Below are 12,237 nucleotides of genomic sequence, written 5' to 3'. Positions count from 1 at the left end.
GCAGCGCAGCGACAGATATGCGTTAGGTATGAGCGAAAGCCTGCGCCGTATCGACCGGCAGGCGGGCGGTCCACCGTTCCAGGCGGTCCGCGGCACGTAGACGTACGCGGCCCAAACCCGGCAAAACGGCATCCCACCGGCGATCGGCTACGGGGAACTGGAGTGTAGTCAACGCCGCTGCGTTGTACAAACCACATGCCGAAAATATTCCCTTTGACATTCGCGCTCGCGGAAAGCGGTTGAGCCGACCGGCCGACATCGCGAAACGACTTGAAGTTTCTGCCGCGCCGCCGCAATGCGTGCTGGATCGCGCCGACGTGCGCCGATGTGTGCCGCGCGCGAAAACGCGCGATTCATTCCCCGCGATTCGGCTTCGGCGTGATTGAGCTCGATTTCGGCCGATACCGAACCGTGTTCGGCGTTACCGCCGGCTCAGGTCGCCGCGACATTCGCTTGCGGTTACCTGTCGGCCGCCTTCCAGATCGTCGTCAGATAATATTTCGTTGCATGATTTAGACCGAGGAAGGCCTCAGTTTCCGGAACTGCGAGGACCGGGATCGGTCTGTGCTCCATGACTGCAGCTACGCGAAACTACCGCTAAGATTGAATCGGATGGCTGGTACCTTTCACCAACGTGAAAGCGTGTGCGCGTGACCCGTGCGACGCGGGCTAGAAAGTCCGCTCCGCGCGACGTGGGCACCAGATACCGCTTTGGGAGTACGAACCATGCGTAACGACATTGAGCCTCGCCACGTAATGCCCTGGCGCATCGAAGACATCGATCTCACCCGCATCGACCGTCAGCATGCCCGCGCCAACGAAGACCTCATGCTGCTGCTGTGCGCCTCGTCATTCATCGAGAGCGGCTCGGACATCTACACGAGCAACCTGAGCGCTTTCTTCAACGGCGACCCGGAAGTCTCGGAATGGCTCAACACCGAATGGGAAATCGAGGAGCTTCAGCACGGCCGCGCGCTGAAGACCTACATCCAGTACGTGTGGCCCGAGTTCGACTGGGATCTCGCGTTCCAGAATTTCATCGACGAATACTCGAAAACCTGCTCGTTCGAGGAATTCGAAAAAACCCGCGCGCTCGAAATGGTCGCGCGCTGCGTGGTGGAAACCGGCACGGCCACGCTCTATCGCGCGATCGGCGAATGCGCGAACGAGCCCGTGCTGAAGGAAATCACGGCCAATATCCGCAGCGACGAAGTGCGCCATTACAAGCACTTTTTCCGCTACTTCAAGAAGTACAACCAGATGGAAGGGCACGGCCGGTTCGCCGTGCTCGGCGCGCTGTTGCGCCGCGTGATGGAAATCAAGAACGAGGATTCGGAGATCGCGTTGCGGCACGTGTTCGCGGTGCGTTATCCCGAGCGCGTGCGCGACGCCGCGTATAACCGCGAGCTCACGGCGCGCGTGAACAAGCTCGTGCGCCGCAATCTGTCCGCCGACATGTGCGTGAAGATGCTGCTCAAGCCGCTCGACATTCCCGCGAAGATCCAGCCGGGCGTTCATTACCCGCTCGCGAAAATCACGCAGCACGTGTTCTTCCGCTGATCTGCGCCAGGCTGGTACCAACCGGCCTCAAATAAAAAAAGCCCGCTGAATCCAGCGGGCTTTTTTTCGTTGCGAGGCCGCGTTTGCGCGCTACGCGAGCGGCCTGGCGCGCTTAGCGATCGCGCTGACCGTTGCCGTCGCGGCGCGAGCTGCCGGCGGGGCGGCCGCCGAGCAGGGCGCCCGGATTCGATTGCGGCTTGCGTTGCTGAGGGCGGCCGAGCGCGCTTTCGTGCGACACACCGCGCTGGCTTTCGCGACGCGTATGTTCGCCGCGCGCGCCTTGCGTACCGTGATTCGCGGCGTTCTGCGGCTGCGCGGGACGCCCGCCGTTGGCCGGCTTGCCCTGGCGCTGACCGTGGTTCGCACCGTTCCCGCCGTTTGACGCATTGGCGGTCTGGCCGTTCTGGCGACCGCCGCGCGCACCCTGGTTGCCGCCGCGCGCTTCACGCGCCTCGCGCGGCTCGCGTTGTTCGCGCGCATCACGCGATTCACCGCGCGATTGCGCCGGACGACCGCCGCCCGCGCCGCTGGGCTTGCCGCCCTGCGAGGCCTCGCGGCTCTGCCGCTGGCCTTGCGGCTGCTGACCCTGGCGCGGCGCACGGCCTTGCGGCTGGCTGCGGCGCTGGATCGGCTCGGGCTTGGCGTTCGGGTCCGGCTCGAAGCCCGGCACGACTTCCTGCGGCACCGCGCGCTTGATGAGCTTTTCGATGTCCTTGAGCAGCTGGTGTTCGTCGACGCAAACCAGCGACACCGCTTCGCCTGTCGCGCCCGCGCGGCCCGTGCGGCCGATGCGGTGCACGTAGTCTTCCGGCACGTTCGGCAGGTCGTAGTTCACCACGTGCGGCAACTGGTCGATGTCGATGCCGCGCGCGGCGATGTCGGTGGCGACCAGTACCTGCAGCGTGGCGTCCTTGAACTCGGCGAGCGCGCGCGTGCGGGCCGACTGGCTCTTGTTGCCGTGAATCGCGAGCGCGCTGATGCCGTCCTTCGTCAGTTGCTCGGCGAGACGGTTCGCGCCGTGCTTGGTGCGCGTGAACACGAGCACCTGGAACCAGTTGTGCTGGCGGATCAGGTGCGTGAGCAGGTCGCGCTTGCGGTCGCGGTCGACGGGATAGATCTTCTGCGCGACCGTTTCGGCCGTGGTGTTGCGGCGCGCGACCTCGATCAGCGCGGGCGAGTCGAGCAGGCTGTCGGCGAGCGCCTTGATTTCGTCGGCGAAGGTGGCCGAGAAAAGCAGGTTCTGGCGCTTGGGCGGCAGCTTCGCGAGCACGCGCTTGATGTCGTGGATGAAGCCCATGTCGAGCATGCGGTCGGCTTCGTCGAGCACGAGAATCTCGAGCTGCGAGAGGTCGATGGTCTTCTGCTGCATGTGGTCGAGCAGGCGGCCCGGCGTGGCCACGACGATATCCACGCCACGGCGCAGCGCGTCGATCTGCGGATTGATGCCGACACCGCCGAACATCACCGTGGACTTGAGCTTCAGGTACTTGCCGTAGGCGCGCACGCTTTCCTCGACCTGGGCGGCGAGTTCGCGCGTGGGCGTGAGGATCAGCGCGCGCACGATGCGTTTGGCACCCGCGGGCGCCGGCATGTCGGTCAGGCGCTGGAGGATCGGCAGCGTGAAACCGGCGGTCTTGCCCGTGCCGGTCTGCGCGCCGGCGAGCAGGTCGCCGCCGCCGAGCACCGCGGGAATCGCCTGCGCCTGGATGGGCGTGGGCGTGGTGTAACCGAGTTCATTGACAGCACGGACCAGCGGTTCGGACAAGCCGAGAGAATCGAAAGACATAAAGACCTGTTTGTATTGCAGTAGCGCTGGCGTCGTATCGCGGCCATCGGGCGCGCTGCGACGTCGAGCGGCGGGGCGGTCTTGCCAGACGACATGCGCCCGGCCGTCAGCCGCCCTTCGCGTTTTTCGGACGACGCGCCAGTGTGCGCGCCGCGGATTTCATGACCGGACGAGTCTTTCAAGACCTGTCGGCTGGCGTTAAGTTGCATCGCCCGGCCGCGGACACTGAGGCGGCTGCGCGATGGCTTCGCATGGAGGCGTTACGCGACGTAGCGCGCGACGCTTACGAACTGACAAACGCTGCCGGCGAGCACGAACAGATGCCAGATTCCATGTCCGTGCCGGATGCGTTCGTCGTTGACGAAAAAATAAATGCCGACGCTGTAGATGATGCCGCCGGCCAGCAGCCACGCGGTGCCGGCCGCCGGCAGCGCCTCGACGAGCGGGCGAACCGCCACCACCGCGAGCCAGCCCATCACCACGTAGAGCACCATCGACACAATCCGGGTGCGCCTGCCGAGCGTGAGTTCCTGCACGATACCGAGCACGGCGAGCCCCCAGCTCACGCCGAACAGCGACCAGCCCCACGGGCCGCGCAGCGTCACGAGCGTGAACGGAGTATAGCTGCCCGCGATCAGCAGATAGATCGCGGCGTGGTCGCACTTCTGCAGGACGGCCTTCAGACGCGGACCGCGCACGCCGTGATAGAGCGTCGAGATCGTGTAGAGCGCGCAGAGCATCGCGCCGTAGACCGCGAAGCTCACGACCTTGTACGCGTCGTGGTCGAACGCGGCGAGCGTCACGAGCGAGACGAGTCCCGCGATCGACAACATTGCGCCCACGAGGTGAGTAATGCTGTTCAGACGCTCACCGGCGTGCATACGACACTCCTTGTTCTTCTTGCCCCGCAGCGCGCGCCGCCGAAACCGCCGCTACCACCGGCACCGATACCCCGCCGGCCGGCGCGCCTTGCCTTGCAACTGCATTCGAACGACGCTCGCGGCCTGTCCCACCGTGCGGCCCACGCGCTGCAAACCTGTCCCGACTACGCGCCACTCGCGGCCGGGCGCGGTCAACACGCGCTCCGGTTCGCCAAATAGCGAAGGGCGCAGCCCGCTTTTCACAGACTGCGCCCTCGTCAGGCAAACGCCACTATAGCAGCTACGCGCTACCCGTTACCGCGGCAAGGGCGCCGTGCCGCACGGCGCCTTGGTGTGCCGCGGTGCGGCCGGGCGAGCCTCAAGCGCCTGGTCGCCCCCTCAATCGCCCCTCAATCGGCCCCTCAGTCGAGCGGCGCGGAGCGCAGATCCGCCACCTGTTGCGGGGAAACCGGCGTGCCCTTGTTGCCCCAGGACATGCGGATGAACGTGACCACGGCCGCGACTTCCTGGTTCGACAGGGCCTGCGCGAACGGCGGCATGCCGTACGGACGCGGGTTGCCGCCCGTGCTCGGCGGATAGCCGCCGTTGAGCACCATGCGGATCGGGTTCACGGCCGAATGCATCTGGATCGACTGGTTGTTCGCGAGCGGCGGGAAGTTCGGCGGCATGCCGAGCCCGTTTTCCGCGTGACATTTCGCGCACTGGTCGTGATAGATCTTGCCGCCCTGCTGCAGCAGCGCGCTGCCAAACGCCTCCGAAGTCTCCATCTGCATCGTTTCGGGCGCTTCCTTCTTCTGCGGAATGGTCTTCAGATACGTCGCCATCGAATGGATGTCGTCGTCCGAGAGATATTGCAGACTGTTGTGGATCACGTCGGCCATCGGACCGAATACCGCGCCGCGCTGCGAGACGCCGGTCTTGAGCAGGCTCGCGATGTCCTTCGTTTCCCAGTCGCCGAGACCGCCTTCGCTGCCGGTGAGCGAGGGCGCGTACCAGTTCTGCAGCGGAATCAGCCCGCCCGCGAACGCCGCCGAGTTGACCGGGCCGCCCACCGCGTTGATCGACGTATGGCACATGCCGCAGTGGCCGAGGCCTTCGACCAGATACGCGCCGCGGTTCCATTCGACCGATTTGGTCGGATCGGGCTTGTACTCGCCTTCGCGGAAGAACAGCGTGCGCCAGCCGATCAGCAGATTGCGGTTGTTGAACGGGAAGCGCAGCTCGTGCGGCCGGCTCGGCACGTTCGAGGGCGGCACCGAGCGCAGATACGCGTAGATCGCGTCCGAGTCGGCGCGCGACACTTTCGTGTAGCTCGCGAACGGGAAGGCCGGATACAGCAGACTGCCGTCTTTCGAGCGGCCCGTGTGCATGGCGCGATAGAAGTCGTCGGCGCTCCATTTGCCGATGCCGTACTGGTCGTCGGGCGTGATGTTGGGCGTGTAGAGCGTGCCGAACGGCGTGGCCATGGGCAGGCCGCCGCCGAACTGCTTGCCGCCGCGCACCGTGTGGCAGGCGATGCAGTCGCCGGCGCGGGCGAGGTATTCGCCCTTCTTGATGAGGTCGGCCTGGTCGGCGGGCGTGGCGGCAACGGCCGCGCCCGTGTGCAGATAGCCGGTGCCGGACCAGAGCACCGGCACGAGCGCCGCGGCGGCGGCCACGACGACGGCGGAAAGTGCGAACAGGGACTTGCGGTTCATATTGGCTGTCTCCCCCGGCGCCTTATTGCGGTTCGCTGCCGCAGGCGAGCGGCGTCTTCAACGAGCCAGCCGGTGCCGGCACGGGATTCTGCGGCGCGCGCTGCGACGCGAGCCAGGCCGCGACCGCGTTCACGTCCTCGTCGGTGAGGCGCGTGGCGATTTCGTGCATGCAGTCGGGCGCTTTCGCATGACGCGAGCCCGAACGCCAGGCGCCGATCTGCGCGCTGATGTAGTCGGAATGCAGGCCGACCAGACCCGGAATGGCGGGCTCCATGCCCGTGAGCGACGCGCCGTGGCAGGCCGCGCAGGCGGGAATCTGCCTGGCCGGATCGCCGTGCAGCACGATGTTCTGGCCGCGCGCGAGCGTGGCGCTGCCAACGGACGTCTGCGCGGGCGGCGGATAGGGCGGCCGCTGCTGCGAGAAGAACGTGGCGATCTCGTGCAGGTAATCGTCGGAGAGATAGGTGACCAGGTAATTCATCGGAGGGTACTTGCGGCGACCCTCGCGGAAATTCATCAGCTGGTTGTACAGGTACTCGGCCGGTTTGCCGGCGAGACGCGGGAAATAGTCGTTGTCGGTGCCCTGGCCGTGCGTGCCGTGGCACGCGGTACAGCCCTGCACGCGCGAATCGATCGTGTCGGGGGCTTTGGGCTGCGGCGGATTCTGGGTCTGGGCGAGCGCCGCGTTGAAAGCACCGGTCGTGCCGAGCAAAAGTGCGGCTGCCAGAGGCGCGACGAGCGGAATGAGCGGCCGGAAGATACGTCTTGGGGACACGCGTGACTCCATCTTTATCGTAGACCTGACCAGGCTTCGAACGGCCCGGCTCCCAGGCTGCGCGCGATGAAAGCAGAAGACCGGGCGCGCTGCGGCAACGGAGCCGATTCTAGCATCGGGGTTTGGAGTGCGACCATTTGCCGCATGCGCCGCGCCGATGACGAACCGACCGCCGAAGCTGGCGTGCCGCGTGTCTCTCGGTCGCGGCGTCGCCGGTTATGATTCTGCACCTGTTCGCCGATCGGTGACACGGGGTTGTCCCGCAGTCGCGCGTGGCTGATGCCGGGCGCATCGCACGTTTTTCACCGCGCGCTCCGACGAAGTTTCGGTGGATCGATGCGCGCGCATGGAATTGGCGCGGCGGGTTCGCGCGGTGGCCCGCGCGCCGCGTGGCCCGGATGGAACCGATCCGCGCGGCGTCTATCGAAGCATGCACTTTGCCGCATCGCCTGGCCGGTCGCGCCTCGCCGGTCGCGCCTCGCCGGTCGCGCCTCGCCGGCCGCGCCTGGCCGGCCGCGCTGGCCGGTTGCACTTCGTCAGCAAGGTGTGTGTCGCCCGTTTCACCCCGTGTTCGCCGTCGTCGCTCATGCTCGTGTCCGCGCCCGCTCGCGCACTCCGTAATCCGTTTCATGTTGTTTCCTTGCCACTCGTTTCGATGACTCCCATTGCTCTGTTCCCGCCGCCGTTGCCTGCCCGTTGTGCGCCGTCCCGTCACGATTTCGACGCTCGCGAGGGCGCCCGCCGATGAAAGCTGACTGGCTCTGGATCGGACAGGTCGCCATGGCGGCGCTCGTCAACGTGGCCTATGCGTTCGCGCTCGGCTCCGCCTTCTACAGCGCGTGGCTCGACAAGGACGGCCGCACGGCCGTCGCGCCCGCGCGGCTCGCGTGGCTGCGCGCGCAACGCTCGCTGCGCGCGGCGTCGTTCGTGCTGGTCGCCGCGCTGGTGATGTGGCTGCTGTACGAAGGCGCCGCGATGAGCGGCTCGTCCTTGCCTGGCGCGTTCGGCGTGCTCGGCACCGTGCTGTCGCAAACCCACGTGGGCCATGCGTGGGCCGTGGCGTTCGTGGGCGCACTGGTGCTGCTCGGTTGCGCGTTCGCCGCGCAGAGCGTGGCGCGCGACGGTGTGCTGTGGCTCGCGCTCGTCGCCATCGCGGCGGGGCGCGCGGGCCTCGGTCATGCCGCCGACGCGGGCTTCGCCTCGGCCGCGCTCGGCTTGCACACGCTGCACGTGCTGAGCGCGAGCGCGTGGAGCGGCATCGTCATGGCGGGCGGGCTGGCGGTGCTGCCGGCGCTCGGCGCGTCCACGGCGCGCGGCGTGCTGATCCGCACGGCGAGCCAGGTCTCGAACGTCGCCGTGTTCGCGGTGGGTTTCGTGATCGCCACGGGGGTGTTCAACGCGGTGCGCGGCAGCGGCGGCTCGCTCGACGCGATCGTCGGCAGCACGTGGGGCCGCGTGCTCCTGCTCAAGCTCGCGCTGGTGGTGTTCGCGCTGCTGCTCGGCGGCTTCAACCGCGTGGTGGCGATGCCCGAATTGCGGCGCGCGGCGTCGACGGCGGCGGCGCGCCGCTTCGTCAACGTGATCCATCTGGAGGCGATCGTGATGATCGGCGTGCTCGTGATCGCCGCGGCGCTGGCGCACAGCGTGCCCGGCTATGTGATGCAAGGCTGAAACATCGCCGCTTCGGCGGCGCGCGTCGCGTGCGATAACACGCGTTATTCGAAGCCGAGCCGGTGGCTGAGAATCGGCGAGAAGAACAGGGCGATCGTGCAACCCACGGCCTTGCCTTCGAGTTCGGCGAGCGCCGCGATCGAGCCGGGCGCGACGATCAGCTCGATCAGTTGCGGCGCGCACCACAGCACCGCGAGGCCGATTCCCGCCTGCTCGATGAGGCCGATACGCCAGCCTTTCGTCAGCGCGACGGCGGCCGCGATCACGCGTAGCACGCCGAATACGACGAGCGCGCCCACGGCGGCCTGTTCGCGGATCAGGTAATCGGGAAGCGATGCGCCCATGGGGTCCCCTGCGGTTCTCGTTGTTTGAGTGCAGGAGACTCTGCAATTTGCAGGCCAGTGCGCGCCAGGACGCGCCGTTTGGCGCGTCCGCGCGATCGCGCGCCGATAACTCGCGGTTCCGGAACGATTTTTTATGTGCGATTCCGACAAAGCCCGAACGCGGTGTTCGGGCGGCGCGCGAAGGCGCGCGCGAAAGCGGCCGGAAACGTTACGCCGCTGAAACGCGCGGCCGAACGGGCGTCACGTTACGCCCGCGGCCGCACGCTGTGCGTTTCACGCGTGCATCACCACGCTCACCGCGCTTACCACTCGGCGACGCTGCCGTCCTCGTGACGCCACACCGGGTTGCGCCAGCGATGACCGACCTTCGCCATCTCGCGCACCTTCTCCTCGTTCACTTCGATGCCCAGGCCCGGGCCCTGCGGAATCGACACGAAACCGTCTTCGTATTTGAAGACTTCCGCGTTCTTGATGTAGTCGAGCAGGTCGTTGCCCTGGTTGTAGTGAATGCCGAGGCTCTGTTCCTGGATGAACGCGTTGTAGCTCACCGCGTCGATCTGCAGGCAGGTGGCCAGCGCGATTGGTCCGAGCGGGCAGTGCAGCGCGAGCGCGACGTCGTAGGCTTCGGCCATCGCCGCGATCTTGCGGCATTCGGTGATACCGCCCGCATGCGACGCGTCGGGCTGGATGATGTCGACGTAACCGCCCGCGAGGATGTGCTTGAAATCCCAGCGCGAATACAGGCGCTCGCCGAGCGCGATCGGCGTGCTGGTCTGGTTGACGATGTCGCGCAGCGCCTCGACGTTCTCCGAGAGCACCGGCTCCTCGATGAACATCAGCTTGTACGGATCGAGCTCCTTCGCGAGCACCTTGGCCATCGGCTTGTGCACGCGGCCGTGGAAGTCCACGCCGATACCCACGTTCGGGCCCACGGCCTCGCGCACGGCCGCGACGTTGTCGATCACGCCCTGCACCTTGTCCCAGGTGTCGATGATCTGCAGCTCTTCCGAGCCGTTCATCTTGACGGCCTTGAAGCCGCGCTCGACCACGGCGCGCGCATTGTTCGCGACGTCGCTCGGACGGTCGCCGCCGATCCACGAGTACACCTTGATCTTGTCGCGCACCTGGCCGCCGAGCAGCGCATGCACCGGCACGCCGTGATGCTTGCCGAGGATGTCCCAGAGCGCCTGATCCACGCCCGCGATCGCGCTCATGGTGATCGGGCCGCCGCGGTAGAAGCCCGCGCGGTACATCACCTGCCAGTGGTCTTCGATCAGCAGCGGATTCTTGCCGATCAGGTAGTCGGACAGTTCGTCGACGGCGGTGGCCACCGTGTGTGCGCGGCCTTCCACGACCGGCTCGCCCCAACCCACGATGCCTTCGTCCGTTTCGATCTTCACGAAACACCAGCGCGGCGGAACGATGAAGGTTTCGATCTTGGTGATTTTCATGCGATGTCTCCGTGAAACGCGGGCGCGCAAGCGGATGGAAAGCGAGGAGGGCGGCCCGTCAGCAGCGCACATGCTACTGCAAAATTGGCGCTTAAGTGCTATTAATAGTATTATTTAGCGTGCTTTCCCAGTATCTGGGCGGCTTTCCGCATTCCTCGTACCTCAATCCCTACGCAAAGACCTTCGGACGATGAGCATTCAGCGCGATCTGCACGGCACGGTGGCCTTCGAACTCGGCAGCGCGATTCTGCGCGGCGACTACGCGCCGGCCACGGTGCTTCCGCGCGAGGCCGACTTGATGGCTGCATTCGACGTGAGCCGCACCGTGCTGCGCGAGGCGCTGCGCACGCTCACCTCGAAAGGGCTCGTGGAATCGCGGCCGCGCGTGGGCACGCGGGTGCGCGCGCGCGACGCGTGGAATCTGCTCGATGCCGACGTGCTCGACTGGTACGCGCGCGTCGCGCCGCCGCTCGCGTTCGCGCTCAAGCTCCAGGACATGCGCGAGATGATCGAGCCGTTCGCGGCGGGACTCGCGGCGAGCGCGCACGACGCCGCCGCGCTGGCCACGCTCGCGGGCGCGCACACGGCGATGGCCGAGGCGCGCAACGTGGACGAGTGGGTGCGCGCCGACCTGCGCTTCCATCTCGCGGTGCTGGCGGCGTGCCGCAACGAATTGCTCGTGCCGCTCGGCACGCTCATCGAGCGCACGCTCGAAGGCCAGTTGCGCGTGAACGCGAAGCGCGCCGACGTGTTCAATGCGGCGCTGCCCGATCACACGGCGGTGTTCGACGCGATCGCGCGACGCGACGCGAGCCGCGCGCGCGAGGCGATGGCGGCGTTGCTGCGCGTGACGCGCGAGCGTATCGAAGGGTGAGGCGCAAACGGTGAAGCGCGAGGGTTGATGCGCGCACGCTGATGCGCGTGCGCGCGTGCATGCGTTGCGCGACATGAAGCATGGCAACGAGGTTTGTTATGCTTCCTGGCTAAAGCGGCGCGGGTTATCGAGCGCCCTCAGGCTAGCCACGCAACGGTCGATTCGATGAACCACGAAGCACTTTCGCAGAACACGCAGCTCAACAACGCCACGCTGCTCGAAATCATCAAGGCGCAATCGGAAATCGCGAAGCTCGGGCTCGATCTCGGCGGCGTGATGGCGTACGTCGCCGAACGCGCGGAACAACTCACGGGCGCGACCGGCGCCGTGGTCGAACTCGCGGAAGGCGCCGACATGGTGTATCGCGCGGCGTCGGGTAATGTCGCTTCGCTGCTCGGGCTGCGTCTCGCGCGCGCCACGAGCCTCTCGGGCCTGTGCGTGAACACGGGCGAGATCTTGCGTTGCGACGACTCTGAAATGGATCCGCGCGTGGACCGCGAAGCGTGCCGCCGCGCCGGCCTGCGCTCGATGCTGGTCACGCCGCTCAAGCATCTGGAGACGACCGTCGGCGTGTTGAAGGTGATGAAGCCCGACGTCAACGGTTTCTCGGACGAAGACATCCGCCTGCTTTCGCTGATGTCCGAACTGATCGCGGCCGCGATGTTCCATGCCGCGCAACACGAAACCAGCGAACTGTATCTGCGTGCCACGCACGACGCGCTCACGGGTTTGCCCAATCGCGCGTTGTTCTACGACCGTCTGCGCCAGTCGGTCGATCTCGCGGTGCGCTCCTCGGGCGGCCTGGGCGTGCTCAATCTCGACATGGACGGCCTCAAGCCGATCAACGACCGCTACGGCCATCGTGCCGGCGACGCCGCAATCCGCGAAACGGCCGAGCGCCTGTTGCGCAACAGCCGCCGTGTGGACACGGCCGCGCGCGTGGGCGGCGACGAATTCGCGCTGTTGCTGCCCGGCGTCACGCGCCGCGCGGACGCGCAGGCGCACAGCCTGCGCCTCATGGAAAAGGTGGGCGAGCCGTTCGAATTCGAAGGCCAGCGCATCGACCTCGGCGTGAGCATCGGCGTGGCCGTGCTGCCCGAAGACGGCACGGAAATGACCTCGCTGATCGATTACGCCGATCGTTCGATGTACGAAACGAAGCGCGAGCGCAAGCACTCGCGCTGAGCGAGCGGCGCAA

General features: G+C 66.6%; 10 protein-coding genes. 4 read left to right on the top strand and 6 right to left on the bottom strand.

Translation table 11 applies throughout. The features are described 5' to 3' along the window. Positions 1-726: 726 nt before the first annotated feature. Positions 727-1,560: a ferritin-like domain-containing protein gene (locus FAZ98_RS11405; RefSeq protein ID WP_325072339.1), complete on the top strand. Its 834-nt coding sequence runs from the start codon at positions 727-729 to the stop codon at positions 1,558-1,560. A 112-nt stretch (positions 1,561-1,672) separates the two neighbouring features. On the opposite strand, the gene FAZ98_RS11400 is transcribed toward FAZ98_RS11405, so the two are convergent. The 4 genes from FAZ98_RS11400 to FAZ98_RS11385 form a co-directional block, all read right to left on the bottom strand. After that, complete coding sequence (locus FAZ98_RS11400) at positions 1,673-3,346, bottom strand: DEAD/DEAH box helicase (protein WP_158951314.1); 1,674 nt, start codon at positions 3,344-3,346, stop codon at positions 1,673-1,675. A gap of 260 nt (positions 3,347-3,606) precedes the next feature. Continuing rightward, entirely contained in the window at positions 3,607-4,227 is a 621-nt protein-coding gene (trhA, locus tag FAZ98_RS11395) for a PAQR family membrane homeostasis protein TrhA (RefSeq protein WP_158951313.1), read from the bottom strand. Positions 4,228-4,628: 401 nt separating this feature from the next. Continuing rightward, positions 4,629-5,924 (bottom strand): cytochrome c, encoded by a 1,296-nt coding sequence (locus FAZ98_RS11390; protein WP_158951312.1) that lies wholly within the window; start codon positions 5,922-5,924, stop codon positions 4,629-4,631. Positions 5,925-5,946: 22 nt separating this feature from the next. After that, a complete protein-coding gene (locus FAZ98_RS11385) occupies positions 5,947-6,711 on the bottom strand; it encodes a c-type cytochrome (RefSeq protein ID WP_158951311.1) in 765 nt (254 codons plus the stop codon). A gap of 732 nt (positions 6,712-7,443) precedes the next feature. On the opposite strand from FAZ98_RS11385, the gene FAZ98_RS11380 reads away from it, so the two are divergent. Further along, positions 7,444-8,370, top strand: a complete 927-nt coding sequence (locus tag FAZ98_RS11380; RefSeq protein ID WP_158951310.1) for a CopD family protein — start codon at positions 7,444-7,446, stop codon at positions 8,368-8,370. Positions 8,371-8,414: 44 nt separating this feature from the next. Here FAZ98_RS11380 and FAZ98_RS11375 read toward each other — a convergent pair whose 3' ends face one another. Together FAZ98_RS11375 and dgoD are read right to left on the bottom strand one after the other, a co-directional pair. Next, positions 8,415-8,714: a hypothetical protein gene (locus tag FAZ98_RS11375; protein ID WP_158951309.1), complete on the bottom strand. Its 300-nt coding sequence runs from the start codon at positions 8,712-8,714 to the stop codon at positions 8,415-8,417. A gap of 302 nt (positions 8,715-9,016) precedes the next feature. Continuing rightward, positions 9,017-10,165, bottom strand: a complete 1,149-nt coding sequence (gene dgoD / locus FAZ98_RS11370) for a galactonate dehydratase (RefSeq protein ID WP_158951308.1) — start codon at positions 10,163-10,165, stop codon at positions 9,017-9,019. Between the two features lie 190 nt (positions 10,166-10,355). Between dgoD and FAZ98_RS11365 the strand changes: the two genes are divergently transcribed. Both FAZ98_RS11365 and FAZ98_RS11360 read left to right on the top strand, forming a co-directional pair. Continuing rightward, positions 10,356-11,039, top strand: a complete 684-nt coding sequence (locus FAZ98_RS11365) for a FadR/GntR family transcriptional regulator (RefSeq protein WP_158951307.1) — start codon at positions 10,356-10,358, stop codon at positions 11,037-11,039. A gap of 165 nt (positions 11,040-11,204) precedes the next feature. Then, on the top strand, positions 11,205-12,224 hold the full coding sequence (locus tag FAZ98_RS11360) for a sensor domain-containing diguanylate cyclase (protein ID WP_158951306.1): 1,020 nt from the start codon (positions 11,205-11,207) through the stop codon (positions 12,222-12,224). The last annotated feature ends 13 nt before the right edge of the window (positions 12,225-12,237 follow it).

Origin of the sequence: Paraburkholderia acidisoli (genome assembly GCF_009789675.1) — a bacterium.
GTDB lineage: Bacteria > Pseudomonadota > Gammaproteobacteria > Burkholderiales > Burkholderiaceae > Paraburkholderia > Paraburkholderia acidisoli.
The sequence above is the reverse complement of the archived record's forward strand: the minus strand, read 5'-3'. Positions and strand labels throughout refer to the sequence as shown.

What these genes read in the sequence shown, in the direction of transcription:
- trhA (WP_158951313.1), bottom strand. Translation starts at nt 4,227, where the DNA reads ATGCACGCCGGTGAGCGTCTGAACAGCATTACTCACCTCGTGGGCGCA.
- FAZ98_RS11365 (WP_158951307.1), top strand. Translation starts at nt 10,356, where the DNA reads ATGAGCATTCAGCGCGATCTGCACGGCACGGTGGCCTTCGAACTCGGC.
- dgoD (WP_158951308.1), bottom strand. Translation starts at nt 10,165, where the DNA reads ATGAAAATCACCAAGATCGAAACCTTCATCGTTCCGCCGCGCTGGTGT.
- FAZ98_RS11400 (WP_158951314.1), bottom strand. Translation starts at nt 3,346, where the DNA reads ATGTCTTTCGATTCTCTCGGCTTGTCCGAACCGCTGGTCCGTGCTGTC.
- FAZ98_RS11380 (WP_158951310.1), top strand. Translation starts at nt 7,444, where the DNA reads ATGAAAGCTGACTGGCTCTGGATCGGACAGGTCGCCATGGCGGCGCTC.
- FAZ98_RS11375 (WP_158951309.1), bottom strand. Translation starts at nt 8,714, where the DNA reads ATGGGCGCATCGCTTCCCGATTACCTGATCCGCGAACAGGCCGCCGTG.
- FAZ98_RS11360 (WP_158951306.1), top strand. Translation starts at nt 11,205, where the DNA reads ATGAACCACGAAGCACTTTCGCAGAACACGCAGCTCAACAACGCCACG.
- FAZ98_RS11390 (WP_158951312.1), bottom strand. Translation starts at nt 5,924, where the DNA reads ATGAACCGCAAGTCCCTGTTCGCACTTTCCGCCGTCGTCGTGGCCGCC.
- FAZ98_RS11405 (WP_325072339.1), top strand. Translation starts at nt 727, where the DNA reads ATGCGTAACGACATTGAGCCTCGCCACGTAATGCCCTGGCGCATCGAA.
- FAZ98_RS11385 (WP_158951311.1), bottom strand. Translation starts at nt 6,711, where the DNA reads ATGGAGTCACGCGTGTCCCCAAGACGTATCTTCCGGCCGCTCATTCCG.